Annotated in this window: 19 protein-coding genes and 1 pseudogene; 6 read left to right on the plus strand and 14 right to left on the minus strand. The window is 70.4% G+C overall.

Annotated features, from left to right (window positions below; translation table 11 throughout):
* Entirely contained in the window at nucleotides 1–672 is a 672-nt protein-coding gene (locus M9914_05710) for a hypothetical protein (GenBank protein ID MCO5173673.1), read from the minus strand.
* A gap of 98 nt (nucleotides 673–770) precedes the next feature.
* Here M9914_05710 and M9914_05715 point away from each other — a divergent pair, with 98 nt between their 5' ends.
* Nucleotides 771–1,031 (plus strand): hypothetical protein, encoded by a 261-nt coding sequence (locus M9914_05715; GenBank protein MCO5173674.1) that lies wholly within the window; start codon nucleotides 771–773, stop codon nucleotides 1,029–1,031.
* 58 nt (nucleotides 1,032–1,089) lie between these two features.
* Here M9914_05715 and M9914_05720 read toward each other — a convergent pair whose 3' ends face one another.
* The gene (locus tag M9914_05720; protein ID MCO5173675.1) at nucleotides 1,090–2,061 is read right to left on the minus strand and encodes a class A beta-lactamase-related serine hydrolase; all 972 of its coding nucleotides are present in this window, start codon (nucleotides 2,059–2,061) and stop codon (nucleotides 1,090–1,092) included.
* Nucleotides 2,062–2,273: 212 nt separating this feature from the next.
* Here M9914_05720 and M9914_05725 point away from each other — a divergent pair.
* Nucleotides 2,274–2,468, plus strand: a pseudogene (locus tag M9914_05725) (cold-shock protein).
* 380 nt (nucleotides 2,469–2,848) lie between these two features.
* Here M9914_05725 and M9914_05730 read toward each other — a convergent pair.
* Nucleotides 2,849–3,430 carry a DoxX family protein gene (locus M9914_05730; GenBank protein MCO5173676.1) on the minus strand — a complete coding sequence of 194 codons (582 nt, stop codon included), beginning with the start codon at nucleotides 3,428–3,430 and terminating at the stop codon, nucleotides 2,849–2,851.
* 156 nt (nucleotides 3,431–3,586) lie between these two features.
* Here M9914_05730 and nagA point away from each other — a divergent pair, with 156 nt between their 5' ends.
* Entirely contained in the window at nucleotides 3,587–4,729 is a 1,143-nt protein-coding gene (nagA, locus tag M9914_05735; protein MCO5173677.1) for an N-acetylglucosamine-6-phosphate deacetylase, read from the plus strand.
* A gap of 5 nt (nucleotides 4,730–4,734) precedes the next feature.
* Here the strand turns inward: nagA and M9914_05740 are convergent, their stop codons facing one another.
* From M9914_05740 to M9914_05770, 7 genes are all read right to left on the minus strand, one after another.
* The gene (locus M9914_05740; protein MCO5173678.1) at nucleotides 4,735–7,182 is read right to left on the minus strand and encodes a glutamine--tRNA ligase/YqeY domain fusion protein; all 2,448 of its coding nucleotides are present in this window, start codon (nucleotides 7,180–7,182) and stop codon (nucleotides 4,735–4,737) included.
* A gap of 146 nt (nucleotides 7,183–7,328) precedes the next feature.
* Nucleotides 7,329–8,219, minus strand: a complete 891-nt coding sequence (locus M9914_05745) for a phosphatidate cytidylyltransferase (protein MCO5173679.1) — start codon at nucleotides 8,217–8,219, stop codon at nucleotides 7,329–7,331.
* The gene (frr, locus tag M9914_05750; GenBank protein ID MCO5173680.1) at nucleotides 8,216–8,770 is read right to left on the minus strand and encodes a ribosome recycling factor; all 555 of its coding nucleotides are present in this window, start codon (nucleotides 8,768–8,770) and stop codon (nucleotides 8,216–8,218) included. The genes M9914_05745 and frr overlap by 4 nt, the downstream gene beginning before the upstream one ends.
* Nucleotides 8,771–8,851: 81 nt before the next feature.
* Nucleotides 8,852–9,586, minus strand: coding sequence for a UMP kinase (pyrH, locus tag M9914_05755; GenBank protein MCO5173681.1), 735 nt, complete (start codon nucleotides 9,584–9,586; stop codon nucleotides 8,852–8,854).
* A gap of 7 nt (nucleotides 9,587–9,593) precedes the next feature.
* Nucleotides 9,594–10,169 carry a translation elongation factor Ts gene (gene tsf / locus M9914_05760; protein ID MCO5173682.1) on the minus strand — a complete coding sequence of 192 codons (576 nt, stop codon included), beginning with the start codon at nucleotides 10,167–10,169 and terminating at the stop codon, nucleotides 9,594–9,596.
* A 203-nt stretch (nucleotides 10,170–10,372) separates the two neighbouring features.
* Entirely contained in the window at nucleotides 10,373–11,203 is an 831-nt protein-coding gene (gene rpsB / locus M9914_05765; GenBank protein ID MCO5173683.1) for a 30S ribosomal protein S2, read from the minus strand.
* 202 nt (nucleotides 11,204–11,405) lie between these two features.
* A complete protein-coding gene (locus M9914_05770) occupies nucleotides 11,406–12,542 on the minus strand; it encodes a tetratricopeptide repeat protein (protein ID MCO5173684.1) in 1,137 nt (378 codons plus the stop codon).
* 362 nt (nucleotides 12,543–12,904) lie between these two features.
* Here M9914_05770 and M9914_05775 point away from each other — a divergent pair, with 362 nt between their 5' ends.
* The 3 genes from M9914_05775 to M9914_05785 are packed head-to-tail and all read left to right on the plus strand — an operon-like array spanning nucleotide 12,905 to nucleotide 15,610.
* Complete coding sequence (locus M9914_05775; GenBank protein MCO5173685.1) at nucleotides 12,905–13,873, plus strand: COX15/CtaA family protein; 969 nt, start codon at nucleotides 12,905–12,907, stop codon at nucleotides 13,871–13,873.
* Nucleotides 13,874–13,893: 20 nt separating this feature from the next.
* Nucleotides 13,894–14,796 carry a heme o synthase gene (locus M9914_05780; GenBank protein ID MCO5173686.1) on the plus strand — a complete coding sequence of 301 codons (903 nt, stop codon included), beginning with the start codon at nucleotides 13,894–13,896 and terminating at the stop codon, nucleotides 14,794–14,796.
* Nucleotides 14,797–14,833: 37 nt separating this feature from the next.
* The gene (locus M9914_05785) at nucleotides 14,834–15,610 is read left to right on the plus strand and encodes an SURF1 family protein (GenBank protein ID MCO5173687.1); all 777 of its coding nucleotides are present in this window, start codon (nucleotides 14,834–14,836) and stop codon (nucleotides 15,608–15,610) included.
* 89 nt (nucleotides 15,611–15,699) lie between these two features.
* On the opposite strand, the gene tal is transcribed toward M9914_05785, so the two are convergent.
* The 4 genes from tal to M9914_05805 form a co-directional block, all read right to left on the minus strand.
* The gene (gene tal, locus M9914_05790; protein MCO5173688.1) at nucleotides 15,700–16,818 is read right to left on the minus strand and encodes a transaldolase; all 1,119 of its coding nucleotides are present in this window, start codon (nucleotides 16,816–16,818) and stop codon (nucleotides 15,700–15,702) included.
* A 74-nt stretch (nucleotides 16,819–16,892) separates the two neighbouring features.
* Entirely contained in the window at nucleotides 16,893–17,477 is a 585-nt protein-coding gene (locus M9914_05795) for a Rieske 2Fe-2S domain-containing protein (GenBank protein ID MCO5173689.1), read from the minus strand.
* Between the two features lie 5 nt (nucleotides 17,478–17,482).
* The gene (locus tag M9914_05800; GenBank protein ID MCO5173690.1) at nucleotides 17,483–19,003 is read right to left on the minus strand and encodes a tetratricopeptide repeat protein; all 1,521 of its coding nucleotides are present in this window, start codon (nucleotides 19,001–19,003) and stop codon (nucleotides 17,483–17,485) included.
* A 3-nt stretch (nucleotides 19,004–19,006) separates the two neighbouring features.
* Entirely contained in the window at nucleotides 19,007–19,519 is a 513-nt protein-coding gene (locus M9914_05805; GenBank protein ID MCO5173691.1) for a cytochrome c-type biogenesis protein CcmH, read from the minus strand.
* Between the last annotated feature and the right edge of the window lie 4 nt (nucleotides 19,520–19,523).

Consider the following 19,523-nt stretch of genomic DNA (forward strand, 5'->3'; position numbering starts at 1 on the left):
TCAGGTGAGCCGGTACAGGTGGGCGTTCCCGCGCTTGCCTACGCGCTCGACCAGCTCGAGCTCGTGCAGGCAGTACGCGGCCTGTTGGGCCAGGCGGAGGGGCAGCCCCGCCGCCGCCGCGTGGTCCGCAGTAGTGAAGGCCGACGGCAGGTCGGCGGGCAGCAGAGCGAGCAGGTCCTCCGGCCGGCTGAACGTCCGCCGCTCCAGGACCGCGACCAGCCGCCTGCCGCTCACCACCCACCCGTGCCTGCGCCAGGCCTTGCCGGCCACGAAGGTGCGCTCCTCCACGTCCTCGACGAGCGCGACCTCGAGCTCGAGGTTCGGATGCGCCAGGAACGTGGGCGCGTAGACGAGCTCGGCGAAGAGCTGCTCGACACGCCCGGCCTTCGGGGAGCGGCGGCGCTCGATGCGCCCGTCCGGATGCGCCTTCTCGAGCCACCGGGTGCGCGGGACGGGCAGCACGAGTCGCACCCGGTTCTCGGGTAGCAGGGCGGCCAGCTTCGTGCGCATGTTGCCGAGGTGGCGCGTCTGGACCTCGATGAGGAGGCCGTCTGCCACGGCGTCGACGACGTAGCCGCCAACCTCGACCTCGAAGGCGCTCCCCGGCGGCGCGACGCGGCGCTTCAGCTCCGCGTGCAGCGGCGTCTCGTTGAGGGAGCCGATGGCGCTCATGGGCGCACGATACCCAAGCCTAGGCTCCTGCCTAGGCAAGGTAGGCAGGAGCCCTGTAATGCGACGCGCGGACCTCTGTGCCGCCACATGCTGGTCGAATGGACGCCATACGCGGTGAGGCCACGGTTGCAGGTAGGCGCGGCGTGCTCGTCGCCGACGAGCGGGTGGGCTTGGTCTGGGAAGCCGCCGTCGCGGTCGGCGAGTTCAAGGAGCTCGTCGAGCATTGCGGGCTCGGCAACTTGCTCGAGGTGTCCGACTCCTCGGGCTCTTACAGGGCCATGGCCCGCCGGTGGTGGGTGTTGCCGCTGGGGGACGAGATGCTCGTGCGCATCGCGTTGGAGCGGGTCATGGCGGCGTGAACCGGCGTGCGAGGCGTTCGACCACCCGCATCGTCCCGGGGCGTGGTTGGCTCGGCTGTCATGCGAGGCGTCTAACGACTTCCGCCGCCGCCCACCCCACGACGCGCGCGCCGAGGTTGTCCGAGTGGAAGCGCTCGTCGACGCACCCCTTGGTCATGATGGCGATCACGAACGGTTTGGCGCCGTGCGCGGCCGCCGTCACGGGCTCGAACACGCCGGCGTCGTTGCGCGTGCCCCGGATGGAGCCGCTCTTGGAGGCGATGAGCCACGGCGCCTCGCCGATGGAGGCGTCGTACGAGTCGTAACCGATGCTCCGGCCCATCTCGCAGAACTGCTGCTTGCGGTAGATGGCCTTCGCCTCCTCCGTGAGGGGGGCGGGGAGGAGCTCGCCGCGCCAGAGCCGCGCGAAGTAGTCCGCTAGGTCGGCGGCCGTGGTGGTGGACGGCGAGCGCCGCGGGCCGCCGTCGACGGGCGCCAGCTGCAGCTTGCCCGCGCTGCGGGTGCCGTGCCAGCCGTGGGCCCGGATGGAGGCGTTGAGGTTCTCCAAGCCGACGTACTCGATGAGGACGTTGGTTGCCGTGTTGTCGCTGACCACGATCATCAGGGTCGCGATGTCCCTGAGCGTGTAGCGTCGCCCGGGCGTGAGAGCCTTCAGTATGCCCGAGCCGGACACCTGGTCGTTGGCGCTCACCGGCAACTCGTCGTCCAGGTCGGCGTCTCCGGCCGCCACACGTTCCAACAGGGCCTGCAGAACGTAGACCTTGATGGTGCTGGCCGATGGGAACGGTTCGTCGGCCCGGTAGCTGATGGCGTTCCCCGCGCCCGGCCCGCCGTCGAGCGGGAACGCCACGACGGAGAGCACCCCGGGCGCGCCCTCTCCCCCTGCGACCCTCGGCGCCGCGCCCTGCGCCTCGTCCTCGGCCGGCTCCAGGCCGCCGAGCACGCGCTCGAGCTGCTCGAAGCGCCGCCGCAGGTCCTGGGGGTCCTTGGTGGAAGGGTCGGTCATGCGGCTGGTCGGGTCGTCTGGCATGTTGCACCTCGTATCCGGGATATCGGCCCAAGTGTTACACGCTTTGGTCGCGGGCCATCTTGCGAGGCACGCCCGTAAGCCCTACACTTCACTCGTCCGACCATGGTGCCAGCAAGGACCACCGGCGGGTCCGGGTGTAGGGCTGGTGCACGCCTGCTCGTGCCCGGTAGTCACTGACGGCCCACTCTCTAGAGGGGCCAGTAGGGATGGAAATGGCTACAGGCAAGGTCAAGTGGTTCAGCGGCGAGAAAGGCTACGGCTTCATCGCACAAGACGACGGCGGCGCGGACGTGTTCGTCCACTTCTCGGCCATCCGGGGCGACGGGTTCCGGACGCTCAACGAGGGTGACGTCGTCTCTTTCGATGTCGAGCAGGGCCAGAAGGGTCCGCAGGCGCAGAACGTCGTGGTGACCAGCGCCGCGGCGCCCCGCCCTGGCAGCGAGGATCGCGGGGGCCGCGACAACCGCTCGTTCGGCGCGCGCCCGGCCGGCGGCTTCGGCGACCGTCCCAGCGGCGACCGCTCGTTCGGCGATCGGCCCAGCGGGGATCGCTCGTTCGGCGACCGTGGCGGCGACCGCAACGGCGGCCGTGGCCGTGGCGACCGCGACAGCCGCGGTGGTGGCCGTGACCGCGGCGGCCGGCGCGATCGTTACTGAGGAGTCGCGACCGTTCACTCAGGTACCTGCCGGTAGTGCAGGCTAGCTAGAAAGGCCGCGGGCCCCCGACATCGGGGGCCCGCCTTCGTTCATGGGCGGCGCTTCGCCGCGCCGGCGCCACCGCGCGAGCGTCAGGCCTTGACCGTTCGCGGTGAGGCGTTCTGCGGCTTGTTCTTGTCGAACTCGCCTCGCGGGGCACCGAGGTAGGGGAGGACCCAGTAGTCGAGCCCGTAGTAGCCCGCTATGCGCCAGGCGAGGACGAGCCAGGTCGCGAGCAGGAACATGATCGGGTTGGTCGAGAGCGTGCCGGCGAGGAGGAAGGCGGCGTTCATGAGGCCACCGAAGAAGGCGGCGGCGCCGGTGAGGAAGCCGACGATGAGGGCGATCCCGACGAGCACCTCGCCGAAGGAGACCGCGTAGGACATGAAGGTCGACATGGGCAGGAAGACCTTCTCGATCAGCCAGGCGTACCAACTGGACACGCTCGGGTTGTCGCCCTGCGAGAGGCTGACGGCGCGGTTCAGGAAGCCGCGGATGGACGTGCCGGCTTCGGCGCCGACCCACTTGGGGTCCGTGATCTTGTGCCAGCCGGCCTGCAGCCAGAGCCAGCCCAGGTAGACGCGGACGACCGTCCAGAAGGGCGCCATGTACTTGGATGCGAAGACGAACTTACTGATCTGCGGTTCAGGGTAGTAGGTGGTGCTACGTGCCATGCTCCTCAACCCCTTTCACGTGTCAGTATGCCGGTCTGGTAGGCTCCCCACCAGGGACAAGCGACCTAGGACGGATGTCCTGGACGGGCATGGCGCGTTTCGCCCGTGGTCGATCCGAGCCAAGCGGTCACCGCGGGCGATGGACGGAGGCACGGCGTGAGGACGATCAGAGGGACGGTGGTGCTGCCGGAGGGCGCCTTCGAGGCCTCCGTCACGTTCGGGGAGCGCATCACGGCGCTCGCGATCGACCGTGAGGCGTCCACTGCGGTCGGCTCCGCGACGGCCCCCCTGATCCTCCCGGGGTTCATCGACACGCACGTCCACGGCGGCGGCGGCGCCGACACGATGGACGGCGCGGCCGGAGTGGCGGCGCTCGCAGCTTTCCACGCCCGCCACGGGGTGACGACCCTGCTCCCCACGACCATCACGAACCCGTGGACCGACGTCGTCGCGGCCCTGCGTGGTGTCGCCGAGGTGATGGCCGAGCAGGCGGCCGCGGGCGGCGCGGGCGCCGCCTCGGTGGTCGGCGCCCACCTCGAGGGCCCCTTCATCAACCCACACCGGCTCGGCGCGCAGCCGCCGCACGCGGTCGAGCCGACGCCGGAGCTGGTCGAGGAGGCCGTCGGCACCGGGGTCGTCCGCGTCGTGACCATGGCGCCCGAGCTGGAGCACGCGCGCTCGGCAGCCAGGACCTTCGCAGCGCGCGGCGCGCGCGTGTCGTTCGGGCACACCAACGCCACGGCCGCGCAGGTGGGTGCCGTGGCCGAGGCCGTGCGCGCGGCGGGCGGCACCGTCGGCTTCACCCACCTCTTCAACGCCATGACCCAGCTCGGCAGCCGCGAGCCGGGCGCCGTCGGGGCCGCCCTGGCCGACCCGGAGGCGTTCGCCGAGCTCATCCTCGACCTCCACCACGTGCACGCCACGACCTTCATGGCCGCGCACGCCGCCAAACCGGACCGGCTGCACCTGATCACCGACGCTATCCGGGCCTGCGGCCTGCCGGAGGGCGTCAGCGAGCTGGGCGGGCAACGGGTCATCGTGCGTGCCGGCGCGGCGCGGCTGGAGGACGGCACCCTCGCCGGCAGCGTCCTGACGCTCGACCAGGCGCTACGCAACGCGGTAGGGAGCGGCATGAGCGTGGCGGTCGCCAGCCGCGCCCTCTCGGCCGTGCCGGCCGCCTACCTGGGACTGACCGACCGCGGAGCCATCGCGGTGGGCGCGCGCGCCGACCTGGTGATCATGGGCGCCGACCTGCGCCTGCTCGAGGTCATCGTCGCCGGCACCCCCGCGACCGGCTGACGGGCCTACTCCCTGTCGCCGGCCAACGCCTCGGCGACCAGGCGCTTCACGACCTCCGGATCGGCCTTCCCGGCCGTGGCGCGCATCACCTGACCGATGAAGAAGCCAGCCAGCCCCGCCTTGCCGCCGCGGTAGGCGGCCAGCTCGGCTGGATGCTCGGTCAGCACGCCCTCGATCACCGCGAGCACGGCCCCGTCGTCGGTGACTCGTTCCAGGCCACGCGCCGCGACGAGGGCGGCGGGCGAGGCGCCCGTCTCGACCAGCTCCGCGAAGAGCTCCTTGGCGACGCGCACGGTGACGGTGCCGGCGTCGACGAGCCCCGTGAGCTCGGCCAGGCCCTCGGGCGTGAGCCGCTGCGCCCCCTGCGCGGCCGCGCCGCCGTCCTTGAGGAGCCGCGCGACGTCCTGCACGACCCACGTGGCAGCGCTCCTCGGCGCCGCACCAGCGGCCGTAGCGCGCGCGAAGAAGTCGTACAGCGCATCGTTCTGGGCGAGCACGGCGGCGTCGTGCTCGCCCAGGCCGTGCTCGGCCGCGAGCGTCACGTAACGCTCGCGCTGGGCGGGGGAGAGGGCGGCCGGGTCGAAGGCCGTCTTGGCGGGGCGCGCACGGGTTGCCTCGGGGGCCGGCGTCGTCGCCTCCGCCCGCGTGGTGGGCCTACCGGCCTCACGCTCGGAGGCGCCGCCCGTGGCCCTGCCGGGCGCCTTGTGCGGGGCTCTACCTGCGACTCTGTCTGCAACGGCGTCCGCGGCCCTGTCCGCGGCCTGCTTCGAGCGCGCGTCCTTCAGCGGCACGATGCGGTTGAATACCAGGCCGTCCCGGCCCCGGTCGTCGACGGGGTCGCGCCAGAAGTAACCGACGCGTTCGAACTGATAGCGGGTGTCGGGCGCGTCGCAGAGCACGCTCGGCTCCACGTAACCGCGCACCTCGCGCAGGGCGTCGGGGTTCACGTGGTCGAGGAAGTCGCCTTCGGCGCCGTCCGGGTCGGGGACCGTGAAGAGCCGCTCGAACAGGCGCGCCGTCATCGGCACGCCATCGGAGGCGGACACCCAGTGGAGCGCCGCCCAGACCTTCACGTCCGGCGGGTTGGTCCCGAGGCTGTCCGTGAACGCGTGCGCGCGCAGCTCCACGACCTCCCCGGCGGCGTCCTTGACGACCTCGTCCAACCGCACGACGTAGCCGTGGCGCAGGCGCACGGCGCGCCCCGGAGCGAGTCGCTTGAAGCCCTTGGACGGCTCCTCGGCGAAGTCGGAGCGCTCGATGTACACCTCGCGCGTCAGCTGGAGCTTGCGGCTGCCGGTGCCGGGCACGTCGGGCGGCCAGTAGGGGGCGTCCAGCTCCGTCCGCGTGCCCTCGGGCAGGTTGGTCAGCACGAGCTTCAGCGGCTCGAGCACGGCCATGACGCGTGGCGCCACCGCGTTGAGGTCGTCGCGGACGCTCGAGTCGAGGAGGGCCAGGTCGGTGCGGCTGTTCGCCTTCGCGACGCCGATGCGGTTGGTGAACTCCCGGATGGCCTCCGGCCGGACGCCCTTGCGGCGCAGGGCAGAGATCGTGGGCATGCGCGGGTCGTCCCAGCCGTTCACGACCCCCTCGCGCACGAGCCTGATGAGCTTGCGCTTGCTCACCACCGTGTAGTCGAGGACCAGGCGCGCGAACTCGTACTGGTGTGGCTGCTGTCCGTCGACGAGGCGCTCGACCAGCCAGTCGTAGATGTCACGGTTGTTCTCGAACTCCAGCGTGCAGAGGCTATGGGTCACGCCCTCGATGGCGTCGGAGAGGGGGTGGGCGAAGTCGTACATGGGGTAGACGGCCCATTCGTTGCCCGTGCGGTAGTGGGTGGCGTCGACGATGCGGTAGAGGATGGGGTCGCGCATCTTCATGTTGGCGGCGGCCATGTCGATCTTGGCGCGCAGCACGTGCTCGCCGGGGCCGAACTCGCCGGCGCGCATGCGCGCGAAGAGCTCCACGTTCTCGGAGATGCTGCGGTCCCTGAACGGACTGGGTCGGCCCGGCTCGGTCACGCTGCCCCGGTACTCGCGGATCTGGTCCTCGGTCAAGCTGTCCACGTAGGCGTCGCCCGCCTCGATGAGCCTGAGCGCGTACTCGTGCAGCTGGGCGAAGTAGTCGCTCGCGTGGCGCACGTCGTGCCATTCGAAGCCGAGCCAGCGCACGTCGCGCTGGATGGCCTCGACGTACTCGGGGTCCTCGGTGACGGGGTTCGTGTCGTCGAAGCGCAGGTACGTGATGCCGCCGTAGTCGCTGGCCACCCCGAAGTCGAGGCAGATGGCCTTGGCGTGCCCGATGTGGAGGTAGCCGTTCGGCTCGGGCGGGAAACGGGTGACCACGCGTTGCACGGCGCCGCTCGCGATGTCGCGGTCGATGATGTCCGTCACGAAGTTCGGGGCCACGGAGCGCCCCGCCGCCACGGCGGGCGCGCTTGACTTGTTCGCTTCCACGTCTACTCGAGCTCCTCGTTCTGGGCCATGCGCCGCCGGCCACTCGTCGCGCCTTGCGGCCGCGAGCGGCGCGTGAGGCGCAAGGCGCTAACTTTACCGCGAGCCGGCCGTCGCCTCCCCGTCGCGGTCGGTCGGGGCGGTATCGGTCAGCGCAGTATCACGAAGGTGACGAAGAAGTAGGTCATGGGCAGCGCGACGATCATGCTGTCGATCCGGTCCAGCACGCCGCCGTGGCCGGGGAGGAAGACCCCGGCGTCCTTCACGCCCGCCCAGCGCTTGAGGAGCGACTCGAAGAGGTCGCCAAGCTGCGCCGAGCTGCTCACGAGCAGGCTGAAGAGCAGGCCGTCGTAGACGTTGACGTGCAGCCCCGTGTGGTCCTCGAGGAGGAAGAGCACGCCGCCGACCACCGCCACGGCGAGCACGAGGCCGCCGATCGAGCCCTCAACCGTCTTGTTGGGGGAGACCGACGGCGCGAGCTTGCGCCTGCCGAGGAGCGAGCCGAAGGTGAACGCCCCCACGTCGGTGGCGACGACGGCCAGAGCAGGCAGCATTATGTACCAGAGGCCGAGCACCGGGTCCGGCGTGTAGCGCAGGGTTATCACGAAGCCGAAGAACCAGGGGATGTAGAGGTAGCCGAACAGCGAGAAGACGACGGCCTGCAGGGAGTTCTCGTTGGGGTTGGCCAGCTCGAGCGCCACGAGGTAGAGGGCCACCAGTCCGATGAGGGCCTCGCGCCAGCTCACGCCCGCCACCAGCTGCTGCATGCCGGGGTACGTGATCGGCAGCGAGGCCGGGAGGGTGAGCACCGTGGCGACCCACAGGCTGCGCTTCCTGATGGGGATCCCGCGCAGGCCGACGAGGGCCGTGTACTCCTGGATGGCGACGAAGCACAAGAAGAGGTAGGCCGGCGCCAGCAGCGGCAGGCCTACCCACAAGACGACGAGCGTCACTCCGAACGCCAAGAGGGCCGAGAGGATGCGCGGCAGATGGCCGCGCCCCCGCGCTCGCCTCGTGGTGTCCGAAGCGGACGCGCTCACACCGCTAGGATGTCCGTCTCCTTGGACCTGGCACGAGCGTCGATCTTGGCGATGAACTCGTCGGTGAGCTTCTGCACCTCGCCCTCTTGGCGACGCAGGTCGTCCTCGCCGAGGTCGCCTTCCTTCTGCATGGCGCGCAGGTCGGACAGGCAGTCTCGGCGGATGTTGCGGACCCCGACCTTGGCCTCCTCGCCCAGGTGGTGGACGGTCTTCACGAGGTCGCGGCGGCGCTCGTCGTTGAGGGGCGGGACGGAGATGAAGATGCTGTCGCCCTGGTTGCTGGGGTTGAAGCCGAGGTCGGCCTCGAGGATGGCCTTCTCGATGCCCTTCACGACGCTCTTGTCGAACGGTGTGATCAGCAGCGTCCTGGCGTCGGGCGTGGAGACGTTCGCCACCTGGTTGAGCGGCACTGTGGTGCCGTAGTACTCCACCACCACCCGACCGAGCACGGCCGGGTTCGCGCGCCCGGTGCGCACCGTGGCTAGGTTGGTCTCGTACGCGTCGAGACTCTTCTGCATGCGCTCACGCGCGTCGTTGAGGCCGTCAAACATTTCCGCTACCTCCGGGGCCTGCAGGCGCCTTGGAAGAGTAGTTTACCCCGGTCTACCGAAAGGCCGGCCTTCGCGCGCTGCTCACTCCCCGTCGGCGGCGTACTCGGTGGCGATGTCGGGGGCGATGAGCGTACCGACACGCTCGCCCGCGAGGAGGCGACCGAGGTTGCCCTCGCTGAAGATGTCGAAGACGGTCACCGGCATGTCGCGCTGCATGCAGAGCGACACGGCCGTGGCGTCCATGACCGCCAGCCCGCCGTTCAGGACGTCGAGGTAGGAGAGCGAGCGGTAGCGCCTCGCCTGCGGGTCCTTGTTCGGGTCGGCGTCGTACACGCCGTCGACCTTGTTCTTGGCCATGAGGATCATGTCGGCGTCGATCTCGAGCGCGCGCAGGGCGGCCGTGGTGTCGGTGGTGAAGAACGGGTTGCCTGTGCCGCCCCCGAAGATGACGACGCGGCCCTTCTCGAGGTGCCGCAGCGCGCGGCGGCGGATGTACGGCTCCGCCACTTCCTGCATCGTGATCGCGGTCTGGACGCGGGTGTCGACGCCCGCGTGCTCCAGCGCGTCTTGCAGGGCGATGGCGTTCATCACCGTGCCGAGCATGCCGACGTAGTCGGCAGTGGCCGGGTCCATGTGCTTACCGTGTTGGGCGCCGCGCCAGAAGTTCCCGCCTCCGACGACGACGGCTAGTTGAACGCCGCGGCCAAGGGCCGCGGCGATCTCTCCTGCCAAAGCTGCTGTCGCCTCCGGCGACACCCCGAAGCCGCCCGGACCCGCGAGGAACTCGCCGGAGAGCTTCAGCAGTACTCGTCGCACGGCCTGATTACTCGCCGACCGCGATGCGAGCGAACCGACCGACCTGGATGTTCTCGCCCAGGGTGGCGGCGGCTTCCTTGACCACGGTGTCGATGGTCTTCTTGTCGTCCTTGATGTACGCCTGATCGAGGAGGACGATCTCGCTTAGGTACTTGTTCAGGCGCCCATCGACGATCTTCTCCGCCACGTTGGCCGGCTTGCCTTCCTCGGCCACCTGGCGCTGGAGGGCGTGCTTCTCGGCCGCGAGCACTTCTTCTGGGACGTCCTCACGGCGCGTGTAGGCGGGGCTCGCCATGGCGATGTGCATGGCGAGGTTACGCGCGAGCTCCTGGAAGCGCTCGTTGCGGGCCACGAAGTCCGTCTCGCAGTTGACCTCGACGATGACGGCGATCTTGCCGTTGTGGTGGAGGTAGTGGCCGACGAGGCCTTCCTTGGCGGCGCGGTCGGCCTTCTTGTCGGCCTTGGCGATGCCGCGCTCACGCAGGAGCTCGGCCGCCTTGTTCAGGTCGGAGCCGGCGTCCTCCAGAGCCTTCTTCACGTCCAGCATGCCGGCGCCGGTCATGGCCCTGAGCTGCTTGATCATTTCCGTCGATACTGCCATCTCGCATCTTCCCTTCGTTGCCGCCCGCTAGGGCGGCGCCCACGTCCGGGTGGGCTCACCGCCCGGACGGGCCTCGCTAGAGCGCCCGGCCTCTCGCGGCCGTCCGCCCACTCCATCACGCTTCGCCGTCTAGGCGGGTCGTCTCCGGCCCCTGCGACGCTCAGGGCCGGCGGCGGGTAACGCGCTTACTCGGCGTCCGAGTCGTCGTCCAGCGGCGCTTCTGGCGAATCGCCCTCCGCCGCGGCCGCGGCTTCCTGGATGGCGCGCTCGGAGGCCGACATCGGCATGCGGAGCGTCTCGTGGTCCGGGGAGGCTGTCGTCACCCCTGCATCCTCGCCGCCGCGCATCTCGATGATCACGTCCGCGAGGCGGGCCGTGACGAGCTGGATGGAGCGGATGGCGTCGTCGTTGCCGGGGATGATGAAGTCGAGGACGTCGGGGTCGGAGTCCGTGTCGGCCAGCGCCACGACCGGGATGCCGAGCTTGTTGGCCTCCTTGACCGCGATGGCCTCCTTGGCCGGGTCGATGATGAACAGCGCGTCCGGCAGGCGGTTCAGGTCGCGGATGCCGCCGAGGTAACGCTGCAGGCGGTGGAGCTCCTTGCCTAGGTCGATCTGTTCCTTCTTCGTGAAGCGCAGGACCGACTCGTCCTCGAACATGCCCTCGAGCTCGCGCAAACGCTCGACGCGGGTGCGGATCGTCTTGAAGTTGGTGAGGAGGCCGCCGAGCCAGCGCTCGTTGATGTACGGCATGCCACAGCGCCGGGCCTCGGCGGCCAGGATCTCCTGGGCCTGCTTCTTGGCGCCGACGAACAGGATGGTGCCGTTGCGCCCCGCGAGGTCGCGCAGGAAGTCGAACGACTTCTCGCTCTCGACGAGCGTCTTCTGGAGGTCGATGATGAAGATGCCGTTGCGTTCGGCGAAGATGTAACGCTTCATCTTCGGGTTGCAGCGCTTGGTCTCGTGGCCGAAGTGCACGCCGGCTTCAAGGAGTTGCTTCATTCCGAGGTACGACACGTTGTTCCTCCATGGCGGGATGTTGAGGTGGATGTCGGTGCGCCGGGCGGTGGTGCCTATGACGGCTGGTCCGGTCGCGCCCAAGACAGTTGGTCACGCGGACATCCCGCTGCCGCGGACCAAACCTATGGATTATATAGGAGGACGCCGGCGCAGTCCAGCGCCGGCGTTACCCGTCTCGTGCTGGTCTACCGGCCTCGCGTCAGCGCCCGAGGGCCTCGCGCGCGTCGGCGTAGTCGGGGTCGAGCTCGAGGGCGCGCTCGAAGGCCCGCTTGGCGCTCTCGGCGTCAGTGGCGTTGTTCCGCCGCTGATAAGTCTTGCCGAGCCAGAAGAAGGCGTCGGCGCTCGGGGGCGGGAGGACGGCGCCCTGCTGGGCGTACTTGACGGCCTCGTCGACGCGCCCGACCGTCAGGTAGGCGCGCGCCAGGTAGGTGTAGACCGGCGGCAGGAAGACGGCGCCGTCGAGCGTGACGGCCTTCTCGAGCCAGGGCACGCTGCCAGCCACGTCGTCGCACTCGAAGAGGGCGATGCCGAGCTGGGAGACGGCGGAAACGGAGTCGGGATTGAGGCTGGCGGCCTGCGACAGCTCGTACTCGGCGGTGCCGCAGTCGCCGAGCCGGTAGGCGATGTTGCCGAGGTTGTTGTGCGCCGTCCAGCTCGACGGGTCGAGGACGACCGCGCGGCGGAACGCCTGCAGAGCCAGTTCCAGTTCGTCGAGGTCGCGGTAGACGCGCCCGAGGTTCACCTGGACGGTGCTCTTCTCGTTGGCGGAGCGGGCCGTCGTGCTCGTGTCGGCGCTCACGAGGGTGGCGGCGCGCTCGAGGGTGGTGCGGGACCCGGCCAGGTCGCCGAGGAGGTACTGGATGACGCCCTTGGTGTTCTGGACGCGCCAGTCGTCCGGCTTGGTGCGCTCGGCGCGCTGGATGGTGTCGAGCGCGTCGGCCAGGCGGCCGGAGTACGTGTTCGGGTCGGCCTGGTACTGGTTCTGGTAGGTGATGGCCAGGTAGATGTTGGCGTCTACGAGGTTGGAGTCGGCGGCCTGGGCCGCCTGGAAGGTCTCGATGGCGGCAGGGTAGGCGCCCTGGCAGGCGAGGGAGCGCCCCTTGCCGACGAGGGCTACGGCGTTGTTCGGCTCGCCGCGCAGGGCTTCCTGGTAGAAGAACTGGGCCAGCGCGCAGTCGCCCCTATCCAGGTAGAAGGCGCCGTTCTCTATCAGGGTCGAGGCGTCGAGGGTCTCCTGATCGGTCCCCTGCGCCGACGCGAAGCCGACGACCGCGACGAGCAGCGCGGCCAACGCGTGTTTGAGCGAGATGGTGCTCGTGAACCAGGTCCTGATCAACGTGTCCTCCGAAAGACCTCAATTCGGTGCGGCGAGTCTAACATCGCCCCGAGAGACGGTAGAAACCGGCGGAGCAGCTCTTGGCCCCCGCCGTTCCTCATCTCGGACATCATCGCTAGACAGTGTGAGAGCGCCGTGTGCCGTGTAGCGCGGCAAGTCCGGCTTCGAGGGGCCGCGTGAGCGCATCCCGGTCGTCCGGCGTCCAGGTTGTGTTCGCGGTGGCAGGTACGCCGCTCGGCACCCTTTGGTAGCATGAGCAAGTTGCCGTCGCGGCCTGCTCTAGCAGCGTCCGGTCTCGAGTCGACGTCGACCTCGCCCCGCGCCCGTCCGGCGCGAGCGGGAAGGAAGCAGGTAAGCCCCACGTGAAGGGTCCATCCACAGCGCTGCTGGCCTGGTCGGCGCTCGTAGGCAACGCCATCGTCATCCTGCAGGGCGCCGTCGTCCGCGGCACCGGCTCGGGGGCCGGCTGTGGGAGCCACTGGCCCACGTGCAACGGCACCGTCGTGCCCGTCGACCCGTCGCTCTCCACCCTCATCGAGTTCAGCCACCGCCTGCTCTCGGCCGCCGTCCTCGTGCTCGGGGCGTGGCTGCTCGTGAAGGCGCTTCGCGCCCGCAAGGAGCGGCCAGGTCTGGCGGCCTACGCGTCGCTCGCCTTCGGCTTCCTCGTGCTCGAGGCCCTCATCGGCGCCGCTACCGTCCTCCTCGGGATGACGGGCGAGAACGCCAGCGTGGCGCGCGGCGTATGGGTGGCCTCCCACCTCGTCAACTCGCTGCTCCTCATCGGCGCGCTCGCCGGGACGGTCGTCTACGCGCGGCGCGACGCCCCCGCCTACCCCTTGCGCCTCGGCGCACAAGCGAACCTGACGGTCGCGTTGACCGTCGGGCTCGGCGTCATGCTCCTCGTCATGTTCACCGGGGGCATCGCCGCCATGGGCAACACCATCTTCCCCTCCGAGTCGTTGGCGGCCGGCCTGCGCGCCGACTTCGACCCCGGTTCCCACCTGCTCATCCGCCTACGGGTGCTGCACCCCCTCATCGCCATCGGTGCCGGCACGTACCTGTTCGTGTCGCTGGGGCTGGCCTGGTGGCTCAAGCCCGTGCCGGCGGCTCGGCGCACGGCGCAGGCGCTGCTGATCGTCTACCTGGTCCAACTCGTGATCGGCGTGGCCAACCTCGCCTTCCTCGCGCCGCTGGCGGTGCAACTGCTTCACCTGAGCGTGGCCGTGGCGGCCTATGCCCTCCTGGCCGCCACGAGCATCCAGATCCTCGGCGGGCGACCGGTGCCTACGGCAGTGCCGCGGGGCGCCGCGATGGGGAGCATCGAAGGATGACTACGGACGATGGTGATCACATGACGAACGCTCAGGAACACCCGAAGGCGACGATCCGCGACTACTGGATCCTCACCAAGCCGAAGGTCATCTCGCTCCTGCTGCTCACGGCCGTCGGCGCCATGTTCATCGCGGCGGGCGGCATGCCGAACTGGCTGGCGCTCCTCGGCATGCTCATCGGCGGCTTCATGTCCGCCGGCGCCGCCGGCGTCTACAACATGGTCTACGACGCCGACATCGACGTGAACATGAAGCGCACGGCCAAGCGACCGATGGTCAAGGGCTCCGTCACGCCCCGCAACGCGCTGATCTTCGCCGTCGCGCTGACCCTCCTGTCCTTCGCGGTCATCGCCCTGACGAGCAACGTGCTCGCCGCGCTGCTCTCCTGGGCGGGCATCGCCTTCTACGTCCTCATCTACACGATGTGGCTGAAGCGCAGCACATGGCAGAACATCGTCATCGGCGGCGCCGCCGGCGCCATCCCGCCGCTCGTCGGCTGGGCGGCCGTCACGAACGACTTGAGCCTCCTCGCCTGGATCCTCTTCGCGGTCGTGTTCGCCTGGACGCCCGTGCACTTCTGGGCGCTGGCGCTCATGGTCAAGAAGGACTACGCCAACGTCGGCGTGCCCATGGCGCCGGCCGTGATCGGCGACAGGGCCACGGTCATGCAGATGGTCTTCTACACTTTCCTGACCATCGTGCTGACCGTGCTGCCGTTCTTCTTGCACCAGTTCAGCCTCGCCTACTTCCTCGCCGCGCTCGTCCTCAACCTCGTCCTGGTCATGCGCATGGCGCGCGTCTTCATGGTCGTGCGGGCGGGCGGCACGGTCGACCGGGTCACGGCGCTGCCCCTCTACCTGTACTCCATGAGCTACCTGGCGCTGCTCTTCGTCGTGATGGCGCTCGACCGCGCCATCTTCTAGCCGTGGCCGCGACCGTGGTCGCCCGGAGGGGCGACGGATGAGCTCCAAGCCGGTACTCCTGCGCGGCCGCTGGCTGGCCGGCCATGTGCTCGCGCTCGTGATGATCGGCCTGTTCGTCAACTTCGGCTTCTGGCAGCTCCGGCGCCTCGACCAGCGCAAAGCCAGGAACGCCGTCATCGAGTCGCGCATCCACCTTCCACCCCGGCCCCTCGCCGACGTGCTGGTGCCCGGTGCCGAGGTGCCGGAGTACACGGCGGTCACGGCGGTCGGCACGTTCGATCCGGAGCACGAGGTGCTCCTGCGCGGGCGCTCGCTCGACGGGCGACCGGGTTTCAACCTGCTCACGCCGCTCGTGCTCGACGACTCCGACGGCGAGCGTAGCGGGAGCGCCGTGCTCGTCGAGCGTGGCTGGGTGCCTTACGACCGCGACTCGGTGCCCGTCACCGACGCCCTGCCGCCCGTAGGCAGCGTGAGCGTGACGGGTGAGCTCAGGGCGCCGCAGACGCCCCCGACGGGGCCGCTGGCCGCCATCGCCGCCCACGATCCGCCCGAGGGCGCCCTGGTGCAGAGCTTCTACGTGGACGTCGCGCGGCTGGCGCCGCAGATGCCCTACCCGCTCGTCGACGCCTACGTAGTGCTGCGGCAGCAGGCGCCCGCGAACCCGCAGCGGCTCCCCGAGCCGCTCCCGCCCATCGAGATGGGCGAGGGGCCGCACCTGGGCTACGCGCTGCAATGGTTCGGCATGGCGCTCGTCGGCGCCGTCGGCTACGTGTTCCTGCTCCGCTCCACGGCGCGCCAGAAGGCTCGAGCCTAGCGTAAGGGGCGCCACCAGGCGCCCCACAGGTGTCGTCGTGGCCGGCTCGCGGCGCGAGGTCTACTTACGCGCGCCCTGCGCCCCTTCGCTCAGCGCCCGGCGAGCGCCCCTGCCAGCGCCGTCATGATGTCGTCGAACGCCTTGACGAACTTGACGACGCCCTCCTCCTCGAGCTTGGCTGTCACGGCGTCCAGGTCGATGCCGACGCCCGAGAGGGCCTGCAACATGGCCCGGGCGTCCGCGCCGCCGTCCCCGATGCGCGAGGCCGGGTCGCCATGGTCGCGGTAGGCCTCGAGCGTGGCGAGCGGCAGCGTGTTGATGGTGTCCGGCCCCACGAGGGGCTCGACGTACTTGAGGTCCGGGTAGTTGGGGTCCTTCGTGCTGGTCGAGGCCCACAGCAGCCGCTGCGGCCGCGCGCCGGCCGCGCGCAGGCGGGCGAAGCGCTCGTTCGCCGCGCCGAAGAGCCCCTCGTAGATGACGTAGGCGCCCTTCGCGCTCGCCACCGCGGCCGTGCCGCGCAGCTGCCGCGCGGCGTGGGCCTGCGGCACGGGCTGCCTGGCGAGCTCGTCGAGCCGCGGATCGATCATCACGTCGATGCGGCTCAGGAAGAAGCTCGCGACCGACTCGACGTTAACGCCCAGGCCGGCAGCCAGGCGCTCCTCCAAGCCCGCGAGGTAGGCCTCCGCCACCTGGCGGTAGCGCTCGAGGGAGAAGAGGAGCGTGACGTTGACGTTGACGCCCTCCGCGATGAGGCGCCTGATCGCCGGCACCCCCGCGTCGGTGGCGGGCACCTTGATGAACACGTTGGGCCGGTCCAGCCGCCGCCACAAGTGCAGGGCCTCGGCGACGGTGCCTTCCTCGTCGTTGGCGAGGTGCGGAGAGACCTCGAGGGAGACGAAGCCGTCGACCCCGTTCGAGGCGTCGTACATGGGGCGGAAGAGGTCGGCGGCGGCGCGGATGTCCGCGACGGTCAGCTCCTCGTAGGTCGCGTACGGCGTCTTGCCTGCGCGCGCGAGCTCGGCGATGGCGTCGTCGTAGTCGTGGCTCTCGACGATGGCCTTCTGGAAGATGGCGGGGTTGGAGGTGACCCCCGCGAGCCCGTCAGCGTCGATCATCGCTTGGAGCGTGCCGTTCGTGAGCCACGAGCGGCGGAACTCGTCAAGGTAGACCGTCTGTCCGAACTGCCTCAAGCGCAGTAGTGGGTTCATGCTCGACCTCCAGTCGGGAAGGGGCGCGGGGCGGTGATCTGTCCCGGGCGCGTCCGCAACGAAGATGATAAGGCTCAAGCCCGCTCGATGCCCGTAGCCACCACGGCGGCGCCGTGCAGCTCGAGCCGTACCCGCGGCAGCGGCAGGACGGCGGGGCCGCTCACCGCGCGACCGCCGCGCATGGGATCGAACACGCTCAGGTGGCATGGGCAGGTGAGTTTCGGACCGTCCGTCGCGTAGTTGAAACCGAAGTCGATGGCGTCGACGTCGCGGTTGAGGACCACGATGCAGTGCTGGTGCGTGCAGATGCGACTGAAGGCCGCCAGGTGGGCGCTGGGCGCTCCCACGCCGCTGTCGACGGTCAGGCCGCCGGCGACCGGGCCGGGCAGGCGCACTGCCAACGCCGGCGCGGGCCCGCCGTTCGGCCCGCCGGAGGGCAGCTCGAAGGGGACCTCGTCCCACACGTTCGCGAACGCAGCCACGGTGCCGACCGCGACGTCGGGAAGCCGGTCGAACTCCGGCTCGGAGACCGGGTCGCGCTTCAGGAAGTGGACGTTGATGGCCTCGTAGACGCCGTAGCCGCCGCCGAGGAGCGCAGCGAGCACGGGCACGCGCCACAGCCACTTGATCAGCTCGCGCCTGGAGAGCGGCTGCGGCACGGTCGCTAGAGCTCGCTCTGGGAGAGGACCTGGGTCACGTACGCCACCACGGCGTCGACCTCCTCCGGCGTCAGCGCCGCCTGGAACGCGGGCATCATGCCGCGGCCGAAGCGCACGGCGTCTCGCACGTTGGCCTCGTTGGCGGCGCGCGGGTTGCCTGCCAGCCGGGCGCCCATGCCGCCCTCGCCCCCTTGGCCGTGGCACTCGACGCAGTTGGTGGAGAAGACCTGCCTGCCGACGACGGCGGCGCTCGTGGCGTCCGCTCCGCCAACCGCGGCGCCGCTCGCCTGCGTGCGGGCCGATTCGGCGAGGGCCTTGGCCGGCGCGCCCAGCTCGGGGCCGACCAGCTCGGCGTAGAGGTCGTACGTCCGGGCCGCCTCCTCCCAGGCGCCCGTCTGGGCGTAGGCGTCGGCGAGCGTCATGACGGCGTCGGGCTCGAGCGCGGCCACGCCGCCTGCCGCCACGGCCGCGCGCTCGATGGCGCCGACGGCGTCGCTCGGCCGGCCGGCGACGTAGAGGAGCTGGCCCGTGCGAGCGAGGGCCCGCGGCTGGGTCGGGTCGTGATCGGTGAGGACCTGGAAGTAGCTCTCGACGGCCTTCTGCGGCTCGCTCGCCTCCCAGTAGGCGTCGCCGAGGGCGAGGAGGTTCTCCTCGGAAGGGTCGGCGAGCACGGCCGCCTGGAGCGGGCGCACGCGCTCGATGAGCTCGATGCGCCGCTGGGCCGTCGGCTCGGCCGCGCCGTCCGGGGTGGCGGCGAACGCCGTGAAGGCGTCCTCCGCGCGCTCGAGGTCGCCGCGGGCGAACGCGACCTCGCCGAGCAGGTAGAGCGTCTCGGCGTCGTCCGGTTCGGCGCCGCGGGCGAGCTCGAGCCAGCCCTGGGCCTGCGTCAGGTCGCGCTGCAGGGCGAGGATGGCGAGGCGCTTGTAGGCGGCGCCCGGTACAGGGCTCAGCTCGTCGACGATGCGCCGGTAGGTCGTCTCGGCCTCGTCGAGGCGTTGCAGGCCCAGGTAGATGTCGCCGAGCGCCAGCAGGTTCTCGGCGGACGGGTCTGCCTGCGCGGCGCGCTGAGCCGCCTGCAGCTGCTGGGCCACGTCCACGTCGGTCGTCGTGATGGTGTCGGTGCTGCTCACGCGGGGGAGGACGTAGGTCGGGACGGCGGCGGCGAGCAGCAAGAAGGCGCCGAGCACTACGACGGCGCCGACGGGGACGCGCTTCGCCTCGGCCCGCTCGCGCTTCGGTGCCCTGCCCGCGAGCGCGGCCTCGCGCTCGTCGATGGCGGCGAGGACCTTGGCGGCCTTCGCCTCGTAACGCTCGTGCAGCTGCCTGCGGCGCTCCGCCGGCAGGTCGACGCGCGCGTCGAGCTCCTGGATGGCGCGCAGGAGAGCGGCCTTCTCCTCGTTCAGGTCGACGAGCTGCGGGTCGCGGTCGTCGGGGAGCCGGTCCACCTGGTCGGGAGCCAGGAGCGGGATGGCGACGTAGAAGAACGCGATCAGCACGAGGAGCCCTATGACGATGGTGGTAAGCATGCCTCAGCCGTCCTCGCCGCTCTCGTCGCCCGTGTCGGTCCGGGCGGGGCCGGCCGCGGCGCCGGCGAGGGCCGCCCTGACCCGTTCCAGGTCGGCCTCGCTCGCCGGCTCCGTCTTGGCCGAGGCCGCCAGCCACCGCCTGGTCATGCCTACGACGACGACGACGGCCGTCGCCCCGATCAGGACGGGTAGCAGCCAGACGAGGAGGTGGACGCCGCGCTTGGGCGGGTCGAGGAGGATCCAGTCGCCGTAGCGCTCCTGGAAGAACGCGTAGATCTGGGCGTCGCTCAACCCCTCGTCGATCTTCTCCTGGATGAGGCCGCGCATCTGCTGGGCGATCTCGGCGCTGGAGTCCGCGACGCTCTCGGAAGTGCAGACCGGGCAGCGCAGGTTGCGCGAGATGTCGAACGCGCGCGAGCCGATCTGGACGCTCGGCGCGGTCGCGGCGTCCTGGGCGCTCGCCAGGGCCGCGACGGCGAAAGCGGCGGCGAGCAGCACGCGGGCGAGGGTCGCCACGCGC

It is taken from the genome of Trueperaceae bacterium, assembly GCA_023954415.1.
Taxonomy (GTDB): Bacteria; Deinococcota; Deinococci; order Deinococcales; family Trueperaceae; genus JAAYYF01.